Here is an 18,749-nt window from a genome sequence, read left to right on the forward strand (position 1 = left end):
ATTAACTGAAAAATGAAAGAATTTTTTATCACGGGTACAGACACCGATGCCGGAAAAACCCATGTCACCAGTTTATTATTAAAGTTACTAGCACAACATAAACAGCGTGCGGTTGGATTTAAACCCATTGCAGCAGGTGCCGAAGAAGCATTTGGGCAGCTAGTCAATGATGATGCATTAACCTTAATGGAAAGCTCATCAATTGGTGTTAAATACAACACAGTTAACCCCTTTACCTATGAGCCACCCATTGCACCGCATATTGCAGCTGCCCAAGTAGGCGACAGACTGACATTTGACAAGCTCGATGCTGCTTATGCGAATGTAAAAGCACTCAATACCGATTATATTCTTACAGAAGGTGCAGGCGGTTGGTGTTTACCTATCAACGAAACTGATTTGCTCAGTGATTGGGTTAAATCACAGCAGCTTGATGTGATTTTAGTCGTGGGTATGAAACTAGGATGCCTAAATCATGCTTTACTGACAGCAGCTCATTTTAAAGCGCTCGGTGTAAATTGTGTGGGTTGGATTGCAAATCATGTAGACCCAAATATGCGTGAACAAGACGCCAATTTAGAAACCTTAAAAACCGCATTACCTTTCCCACTTTTGGCGATTAGTCCGTATACAGACGGCACCCCAAAATTAAAAATTTACAAAACCTTACTTGAAATTTTATCTATCAACCCATAATAATTGAGTTGTTACTTTTGACATACTCTGTCACAATTGGTTGCAATTAGTTCCTTGCAACCAATTGCATAAGCCCTAAACTAAGTTGGTAGAACACCCAGATAATTTTATTAACTAACGATTTTTAACCATGTCGTTAGTTAATACAATTGGTATGTTTATTCTGAGGTTTTTATGAAGCGTGTATTTTTGTTTCTACTGACTAACTTAGCGGTAATGCTAGTGTTAGGTATTGTGTTGTCTATTGTGATGAGCGTACTGGGTATTAGCCATCGCAGTTTAGGCGGCATTTTAGTTATTTCAACGGTGTTTGGTTTTGGTGGCTCGTTTATTTCGTTATTTATGTCGAAATGGATGGCAAAAAAATCAACCGGTGCACATGTTATTGAACAGCCTCGTTCTGAAACAGAACAATGGTTAGTTTCGACGGTAGCAGCGCAAGCGAAAAAAGCAGGTATCGCGATGCCAGAAGTGGCTATTTACGATAGCCCTGAAATGAACGCATTTGCGACCGGCCCAAGCAAGAACAACTCGCTGGTGGCTGTGAGCACAGGTTTATTACATAACATGAATCAAGATCAAGCTGAGGCGGTATTGGCTCATGAGGTGTCACACATTGCAAATGGTGACATGGTAACGCTGACACTTATCCAAGGTGTAGTGAATACCTTTGTTATCTTTATGGCGAAAGTATTGGCAGGTATTGTTGATAACTTCCTTAATAGTGATGAAGAAGAGGGCGGGAGTAGCTGGACATACTTCTTGTTCGATATGATTTTCCAAATGTTATTTGGTGTTCTAGCAAGTGTGATTGTTGCTTACTATAGCCGTAAACGCGAATTCTCTGCGGATGCCGGTGCAGCAAAACTAGTAGGTGCAGATAAAATGCGCAGCGCCCTTGAGCGTTTAAAACAAAACCACCCATCACAACTTGAAGGTTCAATGATGGCATTTGGTATTGCAAGCGGTAAAGGTGTTGCTGAATTATTCTCATCGCACCCACCACTTGATGAGCGTATTAACGCATTACGTTAATTTAAACACGAAAAAGCCAGCTTGATGCTGGCTTTTTTTATTGTTGGTTTTTCTCTCGCTCGAGTTGTTGTGGCAATAAAACCTCAACAATTTCACGGGCCGGTAAGGTATACCTTACGCCATCAAACATCACAGAAGTATGTTCATCAATACTTGTGATCCCTGTTAAGGTCCAGCCTTCCCCGCGTTCTTTACAGTATACTGTGGTGGTAGGTTGAATTACTTTAAATTCTTCACTCATCGAACTTAATCTAATTGCTTGTAATTGCGTTTATAGTAAGACAATAATGCCAGCTCATAAAGCAAAAAGAAGAAATTAACGTGTCTAGCCACGATGACTTAGCCTTTGACTTACGCCCCATTCGTCATAGAGATTGCCAAGCGATATGGGATATTTTAAAAGATCCGCAAGTACAAACGTTTAATGATTACGGCGCTGATATAACGAAAGGTGACGTGTACGACTTTATTCAAGGCGACATAGAACGTTTTTATAATCAACAAGGCATTCGTTTAGTTATTGTTTTACGAAGTAGTGGGCAGGTTATTGGCAGCGTAGGCATATTTAACATAATTGACGGGCAGGGCATGTTGGGGTTTGAGTTGTCGTCACAATACTTTGGCAAAGGAATAATGCAAAAGGTACTAGATATGCTATTTGAAAAACTGACGACCTTTGTACCTGCTCCGTTAAACAGTGTGTTAGCTTTAGTTAACCCAAATAATAGCGCAAGTATTAAACTTTTAACTAAATGTGGCTTTCAACAACATGACACTCACTGGGTAAAATACGTTAGCTAATTACTATAATAGTACAATCTTGTTCTGCTAGGGTTGCTACTATAAAATAGCGCCTCATTTTTAAAAAGGAGCGCTTGCAGCTATGGCAAAAGCAAAGCCAATTACCACTATTGAAAGTTACGGCATTTACAGTCATTGGGATGCAAAAGAGAAAGACCTGCCACAAATCACCGAGTTTACAACAGACGTTCCTGCACAGTTAGATATTGAATTTGGCTTTATAGTTAACATTAAAAAGGCCAAAGGACAAAAAATTAAATTTTGCGTTTACCACCCAGATATTCCGGATGAAGATGGCGAGATCATGCCACCGTTTGAGGGCGAACAGTACGTTAAAACAAACGATTGGCAGTTTTATTTAGGTGATACGATATGGGCACCTGTTGACAATAAAGTAGGTATTTGGCGCATGACTATTGAGTTAAATGGCCATATAATTGCTGATAAATCCTTTAACTTATTAAAGGAAGCCGAAGGCACTGCCACTGAATTTTGGAAGCATCGCGGTTATTAATCTTTAAACCTGAGAGGGACTATGTATCAAGGAAGTTGTTTATGCGGCGAAGTAAAAGTAACTATTGCTGGTGGTATAGACTCAATTATTCATTGTCATTGCTCCTTATGTCGAAAAAACTCAGGCACAGCCTACGCAACCAATGGCTTTATTCAACGAGATGGTTTTAACCTCACAGAAGGAAAGCAGCATCTAAGCGCGTTTGAATTTAAACCCGGTAGAATTCGTTATTTTTGTAGCTGTTGTGGCTCACCTATTTATAGCGAGAATAAAGATGACCCAAGCCGCTTACTTATTCGCTTAGGTTTATTAGATAGCGATATAAACGAGCGCCCAATCAGTCATAACTTTGTAAGCTCTAAAGCAAATTGGGATACATTTGACGAAAAAATTCCATGTTATGATGGTTTTGAACCAAGTAGGGGGAAGTAACAGCCATGATAGCGAATACACCAAAACCCCCTTATTACGCCGTGATTTTTACGAATACCTTATCTGACGATACCGCCGGTTATGAAGAAGTGGCAAATAGAATGGTAGAACTTGCAGAGCAACAACCTGGGTATTTAGGTATAGAGTCTGTTCGTGATGGTTTGGGAATTACGGTGTCGTATTGGCAAAACTTAGATGCGATAAAAGCCTGGAAACAAAACGTTGAGCACTTAAACGCCCAACAGCTCGGTAGAGACAAATGGTACAGCGCTTTTACAACGCGTATTGCTAAAGTAGAACGTGATTATTCATTGTAATAGCCATTAACCACTAAAGGAACACATCATACTGTTTTGAGGTTTATTTCAATCTCGGCAAATATCTTTGAATTTAAGATTTTTAAATCTACAGGTATGGTGTGTAAGAGGGGCTATTAATATTCACGTGCAACAAATGAGAATAATCCCATAATTTGCTTATTCAAAAATGCAAAATCTCTTTTCCTTTCTATAATCTAAATATCAATAGCTTGCAGACTTTATTGTCATCTTTTGTGGTGCCTTATTAGCTACTTAAATATTTATCGATAATACAGGACTCGATGTGGAATCTTCTTTGTTTATCAAATACGGTGGTTTTTCTCGAATTTATAAAGTCATAGAAAAGTTTTATGACAATATTTTAAAGTCAGAAACCCTTAATGCTCATTTTAAACATACCAACATGGAAAGGTTAATTCATCATCAAACAAGTTTTATCTCTTCTTTAATGGGTGGACCTGATTACATCAGTGATGAACAGCTAGCACAAGCCCATAAAAATTTAGGTATTAATCTTAAAGATTGGCAAGAAATGATAAATATCTTGTCGCTTACATTTTCTGAACAAGGAATATCAGAAGACGACGCGAAGCAAGTTATAGCTAAGCTTGAAACAAAACGAGACTTTATCGTATGTCATTAGAACAAAACAACGCGGATTATTTTGTTTTAAATTATTTGCAGTTACCTGTCGTTGTTTTGTCGGCTAATGAACACAAGGAAGTATTTCAAAACAACTCATTTCACCTTGTTGCACAGCATTACCTAAATGCATCTAATAACCCAGTCAATAGACACTTAGCGCAATTAATCAGCTCAAAATTATTAAAAAACGATATAGATAAGATTGAAGTGGAAATTAATGATGCTTCATATCGTCATATTTTTAGATTTACTGCCAATGTAGTGGGTGAGCACGTCATTGTTGAAGGTGAGGATATAACCGAACTTAAGAGAAACCAGTTTTTGTTTAACCGAACAAACACTCTCTTAGAAGACTACAGTAAGCAAATGTTTGAACTTGCTCATACTGACCAATTAACAAATGTGCCAAATAGGCGAGCCTTATTTGCAAAATTCAGTCAGTTACAATCAAATCATAAAGAATTTAGTTGTACTGTTTCACTTATCGATCTTGATCACTTTAAGCATTTTAATGATTCATTTGGCCATGATTTTGGCGACCAAGTATTAGTCACCTTTGCAAAGCATGTAAAAGATAGCATTGATGATACGTGTTATTTTGCAAGACTTGGCGGCGAAGAGTTTTGCCTTATCCAAATAAACAATAAAGACACGGTTTGTTTTGCCAATACAGAAAAACTATTGCAAACAACAAATACCATAAAGCTTATGACACCTAATAACTCAAATATAGGTATGTCGTTTAGCGCAGGTGTTGCTGTGTATGGTAAAGACGGCATTTCACTTGATGAGCTTTTGAATAAAGCTGATAAAGCACTTTATTTTGCCAAAGAGAATGGCCGTTCGCGTGTAGTAAAGTTTGAAGGTACTTAAAACGCTAAATTGATTACTGATACTTAATACATTTTAGATTCGCTAAAAGTTTAACTGCTGACTTTATATCTAACTCCTATTTATCACAACATATGTAACGTATAGGCTAAGTTCTAAAGTAAAGTATGATCCAACACTTGGTTTTATCTGAAATTAGAACCCTCTATTGTAAATCTTTCATTTGCCTAGCAATTAGCTAATTACTCTGGTAGGAAGAAATATTCAAAAAGTGAACTGTCATGTTTAAATAAACACGCTATAAGTTAGCTATAAGCATATTTTTGGACATAGTATTATGTGTATCAACCTAGATTCATTTGAAGTTTTTAATCTTGTGTTGGGTAGCCGTTCAAGTTTACCTGCTGAAAATCATGAAAAAGGAAGTGTTAGTTATCATATTCAAGGTTCAATTATCAAATGTATATCTGTACGTTTAAGTGAATTTTACTCTAGAGGTGAAATTTATACTGGCGATTTGTTAGTTAATTAAGAAGTTGTTGCTATGAACCGACAATTTAAACCTGAAAATATTACGCATAAGTTCTCTAACCAAACTGAATATTGGGACGATGGGGTTGAAGTGAATTATCAATTTAAAGTTGAAAACTTTAATATTGAATTTAGCTGGCATCGGCTTGCTGATAAATTAGTGCCAAACTATATCTGTATTGAAAGTGATTAGTGTACGATATGCTAACAAGCTAATTAATGTAGACAAATATTGGTTATCAGCTTTTTTACTATGTATCCTTTGCAAGAAACTAGAAATATATTTGATAATTAAATGCTGTTGAAAAGTAGTTAAAGTAGATGTCAGTTAGGCTGTTACATGCCTTAGAATAGATTTTCGCTTCTTAAGCTTTACAGGAGTTACTATGAGTCTGGAAAAAGGAATCCATATTAGAGAACTTCATAATTTTTTTAATCATATCTTCGAATATGATGTTTCAGTTTATGAAGCGTATTCAGATTTTGATAGTGACCTGAAACATTTTTCCTCTTTAAATGAAATAAAAGATTACGTCACTTATAGACTTCAGAAAACTGAAGACCATCACAAAGATATAAATTTATCATTACATTATAGAGATTCTTGCGGCCAAGTATTTATTGAAAAGCACGACCTCAACGCAGATAATTGTAATGGTGCTAAATACCGATATACCAGCGATGGGTGGGGCATTATTAACTTTAACGTATTTATTGAAGGCGACTATTTTTGTTTGTTTTGCTTAAACTGTCGTTGTGAAAAAGAAGCTAAGGAGTGGGAAGATACATTACCTGAATTTGGCAATCCTAGTTCTTGGGATTGGAAAAAAGTAAATTATCATATTAAGAGACTTACCAAATCTTATAAAAATATTCATAAAAAGCTAGCAGTAAAACTCTAAATAGACCGTGCTCTAGGGCGTATTTTAGTATGCATTGTGTTCATTCTTCACTTTGTTTAGTCTATTATTTATAGCTTGTTATTTGAGCATTAAGTTTCAATTTTATGAATAAATAGAAATTCCTTCGTATTGCTTTAATAACCTGTGTAGCAGTCTCATGTCTATTTACAGCGCTTGAGCCGAAAGCTAACCCGGCTATCAATTTGAGTGCTTTAGGTGTTATTTTTGTATTTACCATTTTGGCTCTTTTATTTGTTGTTGGCATGCAAGTTGTTAATCCACTATCAGCAAAGGTATGGCACAAGCCAGATTGGAAACGCAATCCATTCAGCTTGTAAGACCCAATACAGCTCTTTCAATCTTGCTGCGTATATAATGCTTGTTCAAGGCGCTGTTGTTTTATTTCGAAAATATTCCATTTTATTTAGAAAGCCTACTCCCGCTCGTTATAGGCGCTGGGGTACTAATTGGAATCAAGCTTGCTATGCATCTTTTTAAGGTGAAATATGCTGAAAACATCTAATAGCAGAGTATAGATCGCTCACTATGATGCTGCTATTTCAGTCCTACCTATGCATTTTTTCTCATGTTAAGTGCTTGATAGTCGTACTTTCTTTCGTCTAGCAAATATTTAATAGCTCTGATAGAAATATCTTGTTTAGAAAAGCGAGCTTTTTTCCTTTAGTAAACTGTGTAATTAGCTTGTCTTACATTTCTTAAATACAAGCATAATCAACAAATTTGTGAAGAGGTGCTAAATGTCGGTTGATTTAGAATTAAATAAGAGAAATGCTATTGAGTTTTACAAAACCGCTTATCTAGGAAATCCATCTCTAGCGGTTGAAAAGTATGTAGGCGAAGTATACATACAACATAATCCTTTAGTTGGTGATGGAACAGCCTCATTCATTACCTATTTTGAAAAAATGCATAATGAATATCCAGATAAGAAAATTGATTTTGTTCGTGCTATAGCAGAAGGTAATCTTGTTGCGCTTCATACTCACCAAATATGGCCTGGTAATGATCAATATGTCACCATGGATTTCTTTCGGTTTGATGAAAATGGCAAGATTGTCGAGCACTGGGATTCAATACAACAGATCCCACAAGAGACTTTGAATGGTAACTCAATGTATTGAATATGTACGTAAGTGATTTATCGCGAGTTTAAAGCCCACAATAGTGGGCTTAGTGTTTATGGTAACTACAAAGTATAATTAAATCCAATAGCTATACCGTCATCTTCGGTTTGAGACATCTGTGCTTCTTGCTCTGCGTCATTACTTGAAAAGTCACTAAAATCCTTACGAGCTTCGATATATAAAATGGTATCCTCAGCCATAAAGTAGTGCACACCTAAAACTGCAAATTGGCGTTTAAACACATCTTCAGGGTCGGCATTAAAATTAGGCTGAATAACATAGTCACTACCTGCATCAAATACGTTATAGGCAACAAAAGTACGAATGTCATTATCAAAGCGATAACTTAGAATTGACTCTAAACCAACGGCATCTTTGATTAAGCGTCCTAAGTTGTCGGTGTCGTGGTTTTCGTTTTTATTTATATTTGCTGATGCATACCAGCCTGGTTTATAAAAATCACCATAAGTAACACCAACACCATAGATAAGATCTGTAACGAGTTGATCGCGACCGTTTGCATAAACAATATCAAATTCACCTCGGTTAACCCCTGCAGTAAATTTTAAATTATTTGTTGCATTGTAGGTGATAGCCGCACCATAGGTTGAATTAAACTCTACTCTTTGAGCTGCGGCATTACCTTGATTAAATAACAGTTCACATGAACTTCGTGATATGTCTGCAATGTCGCAGGTATAAAAGTCATCTGATTTTAGTTGCGCTTGTAGGGCAAGATGAAATTTTCCCCACGTATTACGATACTGTAGTACTTTATCACCGCGACCAGTACCATTTACTGCACCGTCATCTTTATTGTAGGTATAAACACCCGCGGCGTTACCATCCCACACTAAACTGTAGTTGGTGTTATAAACAACGTCATACCATGCACCCCATTGTTTGCCTAATGTAATTTGACCATAGTCTTCATGTTTAAGGCCAACATAGCCAAGTCGGTTATATAAAAACTCATCTTGAATCGATTCAAAGCGATTATTATAAATAATGTCACTACTACCAACAGGGTTTACACCCCATTCTAATAATGCCAAGGCTTGCCAGCCATTTTTTAATTGACGCTTAAAATCTAAATTGATTCGTGATGCACCATTAACTACCTCTGTTTCACCTTGTGTATTAATAACCCTTGCATCTATAAAGCCACCTATAGTGACACTATTGGTTTGATCGTTGTAGATCTCGATGGCATTCGCTGTAGGCATGCTTATCATGCCCGCAACAAAAAAGGCAGCGTGTGTTCTTTTCATAATGTACCTTGATTAAATATTGTCCCTAATAGGTATAATTTAGTTAAGAGTCGGAGATTATCAAAGCTAAAATTGGGTCAAAAGTGAAAAATTATCATGCAACAAACCTTGTTTGAGGAAAAATTATTCACTTTAGGTTCACAATATCGAATTATCAATGAGTTAGTGAGCTTAAAATATAGACACTTTCTGACTCAGCGTTCTCAGCATCAATTTTGTATTCGGAGTTTCAGCGCCCAATCCATACAATAAGGTCATAAAATAGCAGTCGAGTAATATAGCAGCTTTAACTTTATTAAATTGGGGTTGATCGGCAAATACTAATGATTGAATTAGTTCCATGTGTTGTTGTTGAAAGGTTTTGCAGAACAAGCGTTGGCTAAAAAGCACTTTATAAAAGCGGTGATGTAAACAGTAAAATTGATAAAAGTATTGAGCATAATGATTGATTTTAAGACGAGGAGGGCGGTGAATGTCGGTTTCTTTGGCAAGTTCTAATACGTCATGAAACCTTAGATCAAGACATGCTTCTAAAATCGCAATTTTACTATCAAAATGTTTAAACAAAGTACCGATTGCAATACCACAAGTAGAAGATATTTGCCGTGTAGAGGTTTCATTGAATCCATGTTTAGAAAAAAGTTGCCAAGCAACATTTAAAATATGCTGATGTGTCTTATCGTAATTACCCATAGCTAATATCTTAATTTTTAAAGTTAAATTTAAAAGTGAGCGCGTTCACTAATAAAAGTGAGCGTGTTCACTAAATGTATACCTAACAATTTCAGTTGTAAATTGAGGAATTGATTTAACTAATCTTTCATGGCGTGCCAAGCGGCTTTAGTTTAAAATTGCCCGCAGTTTCGTTTTACTTTTTACCCGCTGGAGGGTACCGCTATCATTAGTACAGCTAATATCACCATGCAATTTGGTGCTAAACCTTTATTCGAAAATATTTCAGCAAAATTTGGCGATGGTAACCGTTACGGTTTAATCGGTGCGAATGGCTGTGGTAAATCAACCTTCATGAAAATCCTAAGTGGTGAACTAGAACCATCTTCAGGCAATGTCAGCACAGATCCAAACGAGCGTATTGCTAAACTAAACCAAGACCAGTTTGCTTACGAAGAGTTTTCTGTAATCGACACAGTAATCATGGGTCATAAAGAGCTGTGGGAAGTAAAAAAAGAGCGTGACCGTATTTACAGCTTACCTGAGATGAGCGAAGAAGACGGTATGCGTGTAGCAGACCTAGAAACTGAGTTTGCCGAAATGGATGGTTACTCAGCAGAAGCTAAAGCAGGTGAGTTATTAATTGGTGTAGGTATTGGCACAGAGCAACACTACGGCCCTATGTCAGAAATTGCACCGGGCTTTAAACTGCGTGTGTTACTTGCGCAAGTGCTGTTTTCTGATCCAGATATCATGCTACTCGATGAGCCTACCAATAACTTGGACATTTACACCATCAAGTGGTTAGAAGACGTACTAAATCAACGTGACTGTACCATGATCATCATTTCGCATGACCGTCACTTCTTAAACTCAGTTTGTACACACATGGCTGACATCGATTACGGTGAGCTTCGTATTTACCCAGGTAATTACGATGAGTACATGTTTGCTGCAACGCAAGCTCGTGAGCGTCTACTAAGCGAAAATGCCAAGAAGAAAAGCCAAATTGCCGAACTTCAACAGTTCGTATCGCGCTTCTCTGCGAACGCTTCAAAAGCAAAACAAGCCACATCGCGTGCTAAACAAATTGACAAAATTCAGCTTGAAGAAGTTAAAGCATCTTCGCGTCAAAGCCCGTTTATTCGTTTTGAGCAAGAAAAGCAATTATTCCGTAATGCCTTAGAGCTAACAAATTTAACGCAAGGCTTTGAAGAAACACTATTCACTGGCCTTGAAGGCCTAGTTGAAGTAGGCGAGCGCATTGCAATTATCGGTGAGAACGGTGTTGGTAAAACCACACTATTAAATACCCTTGCTGGTCGTTTAGCACCAAAACAAGGTGAATTTAAATGGTCTGATAACGCTAATATCGGTTACTACGCACAAGACCATGCTGACGAGTTCGAACAAGATATGAACTTATTCCAGTGGATGGAACAATGGCAACAAGAAGGTGACGACGAGCAAGTTGTTCGTAGTTTCTTAGGTCGTATGCTGTTTTCACAAAACGATATCAAAAAGTCAGTAAAAGTGATTTCAGGCGGTGAGCAAGGCCGTATGCTGTTTGGCAAAATTATGATGCATAAACCAAACATCTTATTAATGGATGAGCCAACCAACCACATGGATATGGAATCTATCGAAGCGCTTAACTTAGCACTTGAAGCATACGAAGGGACATTATTGTTCGTATCTCACGATAGACAATTTGTATCATCACTAGCTAACCGTATTTGGGAAATCAAAGACGGCAAAGTTATCGACTTTAAAGGTACATACACTGAGTACCTAGCAAGCAAAGAAGCTTAATTAGCTGATGAGTGATTAAAAGCCATGCATGTCATGGCTTTTTTGTGCTTCTAGAGTCGCATCTTGATGTGAGTTAGGGGATATACCCAAACCACATCAAGATACAGAATTCAGCGTTTCACAGGTGCTTAATATCAAGGCGTTACTTTGTAGAAATGGCAGTCCCTTTTAAGAAGTAACAACGATGAGAGTGAGTGCCTGTGAAGCGCCCAACGGGTTGGTTTAAAGCGATTTATACTGCGTTATCGATTTTAACAATAGAACCACTATTATTTGCAATCAATGCCTTGCCTAAATCGCTTTTAATTCCAACTGAAACTCGCATCTTGATGTGGTTTGGGTATATAATACCGCCACAAAATAAGGACAAAAGTCCGCTTTTTAGAAAACAATTTACTGAGGTGTATTTATGACAGTTGGCATTATTATGGGTTCCAAATCAGACTGGCCAACGATGGAACATGCGGCGTTAATGCTAGAAAAATTCGGCATTGAATACGAAACTAAAGTTGTTTCTGCTCACCGTACCCCTCAATTACTTGCTGACTATGCAAGCTCGGCTGCAGAGCGCGGTATTAAAATTATTATTGCAGGTGCCGGTGGTGCTGCGCACTTACCAGGTATGGCTGCGGCGTTTACATCACTGCCAGTTTTAGGTGTACCAGTTAAGTCTAAAACACTTAATGGTGTAGATTCGTTATTATCTATCTGCCAAATGCCTAAAGGTGTTGCGGTCGGTACATTGGCTATCGGTGAAGCGGGTGCTGCAAATGCTGGCCTTTTAGCGGCACAAATTTTAGGTTGCCAACAGCCTGAAATCTTCGCAAAAGTTGAAGCTTTCCGTAAAGAACAAACAGACACTATCTTAGCTAACCCTAATCCTGCAGAGTAATATGAATATTCTAATTTTAGGTGCAGGTCAGTTAGCTCGCATGATGAGCTTAGCGGGTGCACCGCTTGATTTAAATGTTGTTGCCTACGATGTGGGTAGTGAAAAAATCATTCATCCATTAACTGGTGAAGTTCATAACAGCACATTACAACAAGCTATTGATAAAGCAGACGCAATTACAGCAGAGTTTGAACACATTCCTGATGATGTACTTACATTATGTTGTCAAAGCAATAAGTTTTATCCGGGTAAAGCGGCAATTAAAACAGGTGGCGATCGCGCACTTGAAAAAGCATTACTTGATAAAACAGATGTTGAATGCGCGCCTTACCAGCTAATTACAGAAAAAGCGCACCTTGTTGCTGCCGTAGAGCGTTTAGGCAAGCCGCTTGTGATCAAAACTTGCCAAGCAGGTTACGATGGTAAAGGTCAGTGGCGCTTAAAGTCTGATGATCAAATTGACCAAATCTGGTCAGAAATGGCAGATTTCATTGCATCAGGCACTGAAAGTGCGCCGCATTCTATTATCGCTGAAAAGATGATCCCATTTGACCGTGAAGTATCTATCATTGGTGCACGCGACAAAGCGGGTAACACCGTTATTTATCCATTGACTGAAAACCAACACACCAATGGTGTACTTACGCTTTCAGTTGCGGGTAAAGAAAAAGCAGCAATTCAAGAACAAGCAGAGCTTGCTTTTAACAAGCTTGCGCAAGAACTTGATTATGTAGGTGTATTAGCAATTGAGTTTTTTGACGTACAAGGTACGTTATTAGTTAACGAAATTGCGCCACGCGTTCATAACTCAGGTCACTGGACACAGCAGGGTACACATTGCTCACAGTTCGAAAACCACATGCGCGCTGTTGCAGGTTTACCATTAGGTAGTACAGCGTGCCTTCGTCCTACTGCTATGATCAACGTACTTGGTCAGCCTTCAATCCCACACTCAGTACTGGCAACGCAAGACGTTACAAGTCACTGGTATGGTAAAACGGCTAAACCAGGTCGTAAGATGGGTCATATCAATGTATCAGCTGATAACCTTCACCAATTAGGTGAACGTTTAGCGGCACTGGCCGAAATCTTGCCTGAGCAAGACTACCCAGGAGTAGCTGATACCAGCACTCAACTTATTTTAAACTAATCAGTTTAAATTCTTAAAAGCCGAGTTTATCTCGGCTTTTTAATTACCCGCAAACTTCGCTAATTTTGTTCCTCTTGTCTCAAAGCACTTGCGTCAGGGTCATCTTGCTATAGACTAATATTTTTATATTAATATTAGTTCGTTATGTTACATCCTCGATTAAGAACAGTCGTATTTGCGTTCTTTATGGCGCTGTTTATGTCTGGATTTATGTCTTTAGTGATCAGCATTTTTAACGTTGGTTTAATCGATAACATTGCAACCATTTGGCTTAAAGCATGGGCTTTTGCATTTTGTGTGGCGTTTCCTACTGTTATATTTGTTGCACCTGTGGTGCATAAGCTAACCAATAAACTTATCAGAGCACCGTTGTGATAGCCGAACGCCCAAAGCAGTTTCTATTTATTGCACTATTTTTAGTATCAGCATTACCATTTGTTGGCTCTGCTACGGCACTTGTCGTCGGTGCTTTATTTGCCATGATATTAGGCAACCCATTTGCATTGCAGTCACAAAAAATAAGTAAATGGATGCTAAAGTTGGCGGTGATTGGCTTAGGCTTTGCTGTTGATTTTAATCAAGTTATAGAAGTAGGTCGCAGCTCTATTGTGCTTACTATTGTTAGTATTACCGCTATTATTGGCCTTGGTGAAATTTTATCTCAGTTATTTAAGTTAAATAAAAACACCGGTGTACTTATTTCTTTTGGTACCGCCATTTGTGGTGGTAGCGCCATTGCAGCAATGGCGCCGGTTATAAAGGCCAAAGATCACGAAGTAGCTATATCACTCGCTGTGGTGTTTTTATTAAACGCCCTTGGCTTAGTGTTATTCCCAATGATTGGTCATTACTTTGGCCTGACTGAGCAACAATTCGGTGTTTGGGCTGCACTTGCTATTCACGACACCAGTAGTGTAGTGGGGGCTTCCGCTGCGTATGGGGCATCAGCACTTGCTATTGCCACAACCATTAAACTAACTAGAGCGATGTGGATAATCCCTTATACAAGCATTGCGGGTGTGTTTTGGAAATCAGACGAAAAAGCCAGTATCCCATTGTTTATATTTGGCTTTTTAGCGGCGGCACTGATTAATTCAAGCTTTCCTGAATATCAAGCATTGTGGCATGCACTTAATGTTGGTGCTAAACAAGTGTTAGTAATGACCTTATTTTTGATTGGTAGTGGTTTATCTATTTCAGTCTTAAAACAAGCGGGCATTAAACCTTTTATCATGGCGATGATCTTATGGATCATTGTCAGCAGTATTATTTTACTACTTATAGTAGACGGATTTATTTCATGAAAAACGCTTTATTAACTTCTTCAATAGCACTGGCCATGGGCCTTTTTGCTAACAATATATCGGCGGCTGATTTACGTGTTGCTACCTTTAATGTGAGTATGGATGCCACTAACTATGCTAAAAAAGGCGAAGCAATAGATAAAGATGCTCTAAGTAAAGCATTAGCCAGTAACCACCAGCAAATTCGTAACATTGCCGAAATTATTCAGCGCGTAAGACCTGATGTAATTTTACTCAATGAGTTTGATTATATTGATGCCGACAAAGGCATTAACGTATTTCGTAAAAACTACCTGCAAGTATCGCAAAATAAGCAAGTTGCCATCGATTACCCGTATTACTTTATTGCACCTGTTAACACTGGTTTACCTACTGAGTTCGACCTAGATAACGATGGTGTAAAGGGGCATTACAAAGGCGACGCACACGGCTTTGGTTTCTTTGAGGGGCATTATGCAATGGCAGTATTGTCGCGCTACCCAATCGATTTAGATAAAGCGCGTACATTACAAACATTCAAATACAAAGATATGCCAAATGCACAAATGCCTACCGACCCTAAAACAGGTAAAAACTGGTATTCAGCTGAAGAGTGGCAAGCAATTCACCTAAGTTCTAAGTCTTTTTGGGATTTACCAATAGATGTAAAAGGTAAAACGTTTCACTTGCTTGCATCGCACCCAACGCCGCCTGTTTTTGATGGTGACGAAGACCGTAACGGTAAGCGTAACCACGATGAAGTACGCCTAGTTGCAGATTACATCAACAATGCTAACTACATTTACGATGATAAAGGTCAAAAAGGTGGCTTAAAAGCGAAAAGCCGTTTTGTTATTGTTGGTGACTTAAATGCTGCGCCAGAAGGAGGTAAGGCACGCCCGAATACAACAGACCAAATTTTAAAAAATCCATTAGTGAATACCTCTTTTACGCCAACAAGCAAAGGTGCAAAAGAATCGTATAAAGAAGATTACGCTAAAAACTATACCGCTTATTGGCAGGCTCGTGCTGATTACGTTTTACCTTCAAATTATGGTATTGAAATAAACGGTGGTGGCGTTTTTTGGCCACAGAAAAACTCTGAACTGTTCCGTTTAATTAAAGATCGTAACGCATCATCTGATCACCGTATGGTATGGCTTGATATCAGCTTAAAATAAGCTGTTATTAAACGGAAAAGTTTGGCTGTTTATCCTATAAAAATTGCTATTTCATCAGTGCTTCTGCTTAAATAGGGCGAATTATAATAACCCGTAAGAAGCACTATGAAATTCAAAACCACTGCTAATAAAACGTTAGTGGCTCTCGCAGTCGCATCTAGCTTCATGCTAGCAGGTTGTCAATCAACCGCCTCAACGCCTTCTGAAGAACAAGTTACCAATGTAGCACCAGTAGTTGCTACTCCTGCTGATACAGGTTCAGCTGAAATCACGTTAGAGCAAGCAATGGCTCACCCTGATTGGTTAGGCCGTCAGCCTGAGCGTGCTTTCTGGAATGGTGATTCTGACAGCATCGTTTATGCACAAAAGCAACAAGGTAATGAGTTACGCGATTTATACGTTCAAGCGGTAAATAGCCAATCTGCATCACAATTAGCGTTAAACAAACTACACACTGTAGGCGCTAAAAATGCCGTTTATTCTGCAGATAAGAAGCAACAGGCTTATGCATTTGAAGGTAATATCTTCGTTAAAAACCTAAGCACTGGGCAAATTACACAAATCACTCACGATAGCGCACAGCAATCAAAACCACAGTTTTTAACTGATGGTAGCCTTGCATATCGCCAAGGTAATGCATTTTATAAAGTTGATTTAGCAACGGGTCGTCAAGTTGAATTAGTTAACTTACACCTAGACGATGCACCTAAAGGTGTACAAGAGCCAGACACTTACATCGCAAAAGAGCAGCACAAACTAATTGATTACATTGCGCTTACGCACAAAAACAAAAAAGATCGTGAAGAGCGTAAAGCACAAATCAACGAGCAAAACGACAGCATTGCTAATGCACAATTTTATTTAGGTAAAGGTAAGCGTTTAGCAGATGTACAGCTTTCACCAAATGGCCAAGCACTTGTTGCAGTAACCACAGAAAGCCGTTCATGGCGCGATGAAGGCGATATCATGCCTAATTACATTGCCGATGATGCACGCGTAAAAGCAGAAAAAGTACGCCGTCGTGTTGCTGATGAAAAACCAATCAGCTCAGACGTTGTTTACATCGACCTTAAATCAGGCGAGCAAACAACGCTTGCATTCGATACCTTACCTGGTTTTGATGAAGACGTACTTGCAGCTGTTAAGAAAGAAAACTACGCCCGTGATGGCAAAACTTATAAGTCTGAAAAAGCACCACGTGCCATCAATTTAATGATGGATTGGGGTTGGGACCAAAGTGCAATCCAATGGAACACAGATGGTTCACAAGTGGCACTAATGCTTGAAGCATGGGACAACAAAGACCGTTGGTTAGCGACTGTTGATACACAAAACAATAAACTTGTTTCGCAGCACCGCTTACACGACGATGCATGGGTTAACTATGCATATAACGATTTTGGTTGGTTGAACAACTCAGACACGCTTTACTACTTATCTGAAGAGTCTGGTTACAGCCACATTTATAAAAAGCCACTTAATGGTAAAGCAACGCAGCTAACTAATGGCCAATTTGTTGTTTCTAACTTAACGTTAACAGCTGATAACTCAGCGATTTACTACAAAGCGAACGTTGAGCACCCAGGTCTTTACGAAATCTATCGTGTAAACCCTGCAAACGGTGAATCTGAGCAAGTAACCAACCTTGATGGTATGACTGATTACCAGTTAAGCCCAGATGAAAGCAAACTATTGCTAACTCACTCAAAAATTATGTCGCCGCCTGAGCTTTATGTTGCTGATGCAAAAGCAAATACTCAAGCGACGCAGTTAACGCACACGGTTTCTGATGAGTTTTTAGCCAAGAAACTGATCGCACCTAAGATTGTTGCTGTGCCTTCAAGCCACACTGATCAGCCAATTTACGCAAAAGTATATTACCCAGCTGATTATAAAGAAGGTGAAACAGGTAAAAACCGTAAAGCGGTTATCTTTAACCACGGTGCTGGTTACCTACAAAACTCACACATGGGTTGGTCTGGTTACTTTCGCGAGTTTATGTTCCACTCACTACTGGCTTCAGAAGGCTATGTAGTAATGGACATGGACTACCGTGCATCGAAAGGTTATGGCCGTGATTGGCGTACAGCTATTTATCGTCAAATGGGTACACCTGAGATCCAAGATTTAGCAGACGGCGTAAGCTGGATGGCAGACAACGCAAACGTTGATACACAAGCTGTAGGCACTTATGGTGGTTCTTATGGTGGTTTCATGACGTTTATGGCGCTATTCACGCAACCTGATTTATTCAAAGCAGGTGCTGCACTTCGCCCGGTAACTGATTGGGCTCACTACAATGGTCCTTATACGTCTAACATCTTAAACCACCCAGATGTTGACCCAATTGCCTATGAAAAGAGCTCACCAATTTACTTTGCTGAAGGGCTTAAGAGTCGTTTATTAATTAATGCGCCTATGGTTGATGACAATGTATTCTTCCAAGACTCAGTTCGCTTAGTACAACGCTTAATTGAGCTTGAAAAAGAAAACTTTGAAACAGCGATCTTCCCAGTTGAGCCGCATGGTTTTGTACAACCATCAAGCTGGTTAGATGAATACCGTCGTATTTATAAGCTATTTAAAGAAACGCTTTAATTCAATAGCGTAAATTAAAAACAGCCACTTTAAGTGGC

At 38.7% G+C, this 18,749-nt stretch carries 21 protein-coding genes; 18 read left to right on the plus strand and 3 right to left on the minus strand.

Annotation, left to right across the window (positions count from 1 at the left end; all coding sequences use genetic code 11):
- The first annotated feature begins 12 nt into the window (after nt 1-12).
- Both bioD and htpX read left to right on the plus strand, forming a co-directional pair.
- Entirely contained in the window at nt 13-696 is a 684-nt protein-coding gene (gene bioD, locus IRQ78_RS04165) for a dethiobiotin synthase (RefSeq protein ID WP_194441440.1), read from the plus strand.
- A gap of 174 nt (nt 697-870) precedes the next feature.
- Nucleotides 871-1,731 carry a protease HtpX gene (gene htpX, locus IRQ78_RS04170; protein WP_054561446.1) on the plus strand — a complete coding sequence of 287 codons (861 nt, stop codon included), beginning with the start codon at nt 871-873 and terminating at the stop codon, nt 1,729-1,731.
- 37 nt (nt 1,732-1,768) lie between these two features.
- Here htpX and IRQ78_RS04175 read toward each other — a convergent pair whose 3' ends face one another.
- The gene (locus IRQ78_RS04175) at nt 1,769-1,972 is read right to left on the minus strand and encodes a hypothetical protein (RefSeq protein WP_054561447.1); all 204 of its coding nucleotides are present in this window, start codon (nt 1,970-1,972) and stop codon (nt 1,769-1,771) included.
- 80 nt (nt 1,973-2,052) lie between these two features.
- On the opposite strand from IRQ78_RS04175, the gene IRQ78_RS04180 reads away from it, so the two are divergent.
- From IRQ78_RS04180 to IRQ78_RS04220, 9 genes are all read left to right on the plus strand, one after another.
- Nucleotides 2,053-2,532, plus strand: a complete 480-nt coding sequence (locus IRQ78_RS04180) for a GNAT family N-acetyltransferase (protein ID WP_166340085.1) — start codon at nt 2,053-2,055, stop codon at nt 2,530-2,532.
- 82 nt (nt 2,533-2,614) lie between these two features.
- On the plus strand, nt 2,615-3,046 hold the full coding sequence (locus IRQ78_RS04185; protein ID WP_138616765.1) for a DUF3859 domain-containing protein: 432 nt from the start codon (nt 2,615-2,617) through the stop codon (nt 3,044-3,046).
- A 21-nt stretch (nt 3,047-3,067) separates the two neighbouring features.
- Complete coding sequence (locus tag IRQ78_RS04190; protein ID WP_194441441.1) at nt 3,068-3,478, plus strand: GFA family protein; 411 nt, start codon at nt 3,068-3,070, stop codon at nt 3,476-3,478.
- A 5-nt stretch (nt 3,479-3,483) separates the two neighbouring features.
- Nucleotides 3,484-3,795 carry an antibiotic biosynthesis monooxygenase family protein gene (locus IRQ78_RS04195; protein ID WP_194441442.1) on the plus strand — a complete coding sequence of 104 codons (312 nt, stop codon included), beginning with the start codon at nt 3,484-3,486 and terminating at the stop codon, nt 3,793-3,795.
- A 286-nt stretch (nt 3,796-4,081) separates the two neighbouring features.
- Nucleotides 4,082-4,441 (plus strand): group I truncated hemoglobin, encoded by a 360-nt coding sequence (locus IRQ78_RS04200; protein ID WP_054553893.1) that lies wholly within the window; start codon nt 4,082-4,084, stop codon nt 4,439-4,441.
- The gene (locus IRQ78_RS04205; RefSeq protein ID WP_194441443.1) at nt 4,432-5,316 is read left to right on the plus strand and encodes a GGDEF domain-containing protein; all 885 of its coding nucleotides are present in this window, start codon (nt 4,432-4,434) and stop codon (nt 5,314-5,316) included. Before IRQ78_RS04200 ends, IRQ78_RS04205 begins: the two co-directional genes overlap by 10 nt.
- 502 nt (nt 5,317-5,818) lie before the next feature.
- Nucleotides 5,819-5,998 carry a hypothetical protein gene (locus IRQ78_RS04210; protein ID WP_194441444.1) on the plus strand — a complete coding sequence of 60 codons (180 nt, stop codon included), beginning with the start codon at nt 5,819-5,821 and terminating at the stop codon, nt 5,996-5,998.
- A gap of 193 nt (nt 5,999-6,191) precedes the next feature.
- Nucleotides 6,192-6,707, plus strand: a complete 516-nt coding sequence (locus tag IRQ78_RS04215; RefSeq protein ID WP_194441445.1) for a hypothetical protein — start codon at nt 6,192-6,194, stop codon at nt 6,705-6,707.
- Between the two features lie 758 nt (nt 6,708-7,465).
- Entirely contained in the window at nt 7,466-7,849 is a 384-nt protein-coding gene (locus IRQ78_RS04220; RefSeq protein ID WP_138616756.1) for a nuclear transport factor 2 family protein, read from the plus strand.
- Nucleotides 7,850-7,914: 65 nt separating this feature from the next.
- Here the strand turns inward: IRQ78_RS04220 and IRQ78_RS04225 are convergent, their stop codons facing one another.
- Both IRQ78_RS04225 and IRQ78_RS04230 read right to left on the minus strand, forming a co-directional pair.
- Nucleotides 7,915-9,123: a porin gene (locus tag IRQ78_RS04225; RefSeq protein WP_194441446.1), complete on the minus strand. Its 1,209-nt coding sequence runs from the start codon at nt 9,121-9,123 to the stop codon at nt 7,915-7,917.
- A 171-nt stretch (nt 9,124-9,294) separates the two neighbouring features.
- Nucleotides 9,295-9,816 (minus strand): TetR/AcrR family transcriptional regulator, encoded by a 522-nt coding sequence (locus IRQ78_RS04230; protein WP_054553889.1) that lies wholly within the window; start codon nt 9,814-9,816, stop codon nt 9,295-9,297.
- 204 nt (nt 9,817-10,020) lie between these two features.
- Here IRQ78_RS04230 and IRQ78_RS04235 point away from each other — a divergent pair, with 204 nt between their 5' ends.
- The 7 genes from IRQ78_RS04235 to IRQ78_RS04265 all read left to right on the plus strand — a co-directional run bounded on the left by IRQ78_RS04235 (nt 10,021) and on the right by IRQ78_RS04265 (nt 18,711).
- Nucleotides 10,021-11,607, plus strand: coding sequence for an ABC-F family ATPase (locus IRQ78_RS04235; protein WP_082389293.1), 1,587 nt, complete (start codon nt 10,021-10,023; stop codon nt 11,605-11,607).
- Nucleotides 11,608-12,016: 409 nt separating this feature from the next.
- Nucleotides 12,017-12,499, plus strand: a complete 483-nt coding sequence (purE, locus tag IRQ78_RS04240) for a 5-(carboxyamino)imidazole ribonucleotide mutase (RefSeq protein ID WP_054561454.1) — start codon at nt 12,017-12,019, stop codon at nt 12,497-12,499.
- A gap of 1 nt (nt 12,500) precedes the next feature.
- Nucleotides 12,501-13,649, plus strand: a complete 1,149-nt coding sequence (locus IRQ78_RS04245; RefSeq protein ID WP_194441447.1) for a 5-(carboxyamino)imidazole ribonucleotide synthase — start codon at nt 12,501-12,503, stop codon at nt 13,647-13,649.
- A 186-nt stretch (nt 13,650-13,835) separates the two neighbouring features.
- Entirely contained in the window at nt 13,836-14,024 is a 189-nt protein-coding gene (locus IRQ78_RS04250; RefSeq protein WP_228482543.1) for a DUF2798 domain-containing protein, read from the plus strand.
- Nucleotides 14,021-14,953: a YeiH family protein gene (locus tag IRQ78_RS04255; RefSeq protein ID WP_194441448.1), complete on the plus strand. Its 933-nt coding sequence runs from the start codon at nt 14,021-14,023 to the stop codon at nt 14,951-14,953. Before IRQ78_RS04250 ends, IRQ78_RS04255 begins: the two co-directional genes overlap by 4 nt.
- Before the next feature lie 35 nt (nt 14,954-14,988).
- Entirely contained in the window at nt 14,989-16,113 is a 1,125-nt protein-coding gene (locus tag IRQ78_RS04260) for an endonuclease/exonuclease/phosphatase family protein (protein WP_407681612.1), read from the plus strand.
- A gap of 105 nt (nt 16,114-16,218) precedes the next feature.
- Complete coding sequence (locus IRQ78_RS04265) at nt 16,219-18,711, plus strand: prolyl oligopeptidase family serine peptidase (protein ID WP_194441450.1); 2,493 nt, start codon at nt 16,219-16,221, stop codon at nt 18,709-18,711.
- Nucleotides 18,712-18,749 lie beyond the last annotated feature (38 nt).

This window comes from Pseudoalteromonas simplex, assembly GCF_015278155.1.
In the GTDB taxonomy this organism is placed as follows: domain Bacteria; phylum Pseudomonadota; class Gammaproteobacteria; order Enterobacterales; family Alteromonadaceae; genus Pseudoalteromonas; species Pseudoalteromonas simplex.

Excerpts from the sequence above, each read along its gene's own strand:
- bioD (WP_194441440.1), top strand. The coding sequence starts at position 13 with ATGAAAGAATTTTTTATCACGGGTACAGACACCGATGCCGGAAAAACC.
- htpX (WP_054561446.1), top strand. The coding sequence starts at position 871 with ATGAAGCGTGTATTTTTGTTTCTACTGACTAACTTAGCGGTAATGCTA.
- IRQ78_RS04175 (WP_054561447.1), bottom strand. The coding sequence starts at position 1,972 with ATGAGTGAAGAATTTAAAGTAATTCAACCTACCACCACAGTATACTGT.
- IRQ78_RS04185 (WP_138616765.1), top strand. The coding sequence starts at position 2,615 with ATGGCAAAAGCAAAGCCAATTACCACTATTGAAAGTTACGGCATTTAC.
- IRQ78_RS04190 (WP_194441441.1), top strand. The coding sequence starts at position 3,068 with ATGTATCAAGGAAGTTGTTTATGCGGCGAAGTAAAAGTAACTATTGCT.
- IRQ78_RS04195 (WP_194441442.1), top strand. The coding sequence starts at position 3,484 with ATGATAGCGAATACACCAAAACCCCCTTATTACGCCGTGATTTTTACG.
- IRQ78_RS04205 (WP_194441443.1), top strand. The coding sequence starts at position 4,432 with ATGTCATTAGAACAAAACAACGCGGATTATTTTGTTTTAAATTATTTG.
- IRQ78_RS04210 (WP_194441444.1), top strand. The coding sequence starts at position 5,819 with ATGAACCGACAATTTAAACCTGAAAATATTACGCATAAGTTCTCTAAC.
- IRQ78_RS04215 (WP_194441445.1), top strand. The coding sequence starts at position 6,192 with ATGAGTCTGGAAAAAGGAATCCATATTAGAGAACTTCATAATTTTTTT.
- IRQ78_RS04220 (WP_138616756.1), top strand. The coding sequence starts at position 7,466 with ATGTCGGTTGATTTAGAATTAAATAAGAGAAATGCTATTGAGTTTTAC.
- IRQ78_RS04225 (WP_194441446.1), bottom strand. The coding sequence starts at position 9,123 with ATGAAAAGAACACACGCTGCCTTTTTTGTTGCGGGCATGATAAGCATG.
- IRQ78_RS04230 (WP_054553889.1), bottom strand. The coding sequence starts at position 9,816 with ATGGGTAATTACGATAAGACACATCAGCATATTTTAAATGTTGCTTGG.
- purE (WP_054561454.1), top strand. The coding sequence starts at position 12,017 with ATGACAGTTGGCATTATTATGGGTTCCAAATCAGACTGGCCAACGATG.
- IRQ78_RS04245 (WP_194441447.1), top strand. The coding sequence starts at position 12,501 with ATGAATATTCTAATTTTAGGTGCAGGTCAGTTAGCTCGCATGATGAGC.
- IRQ78_RS04250 (WP_228482543.1), top strand. The coding sequence starts at position 13,836 with ATGGCGCTGTTTATGTCTGGATTTATGTCTTTAGTGATCAGCATTTTT.
- IRQ78_RS04260 (WP_407681612.1), top strand. The coding sequence starts at position 14,989 with ATGGGCCTTTTTGCTAACAATATATCGGCGGCTGATTTACGTGTTGCT.
- IRQ78_RS04265 (WP_194441450.1), top strand. The coding sequence starts at position 16,219 with ATGAAATTCAAAACCACTGCTAATAAAACGTTAGTGGCTCTCGCAGTC.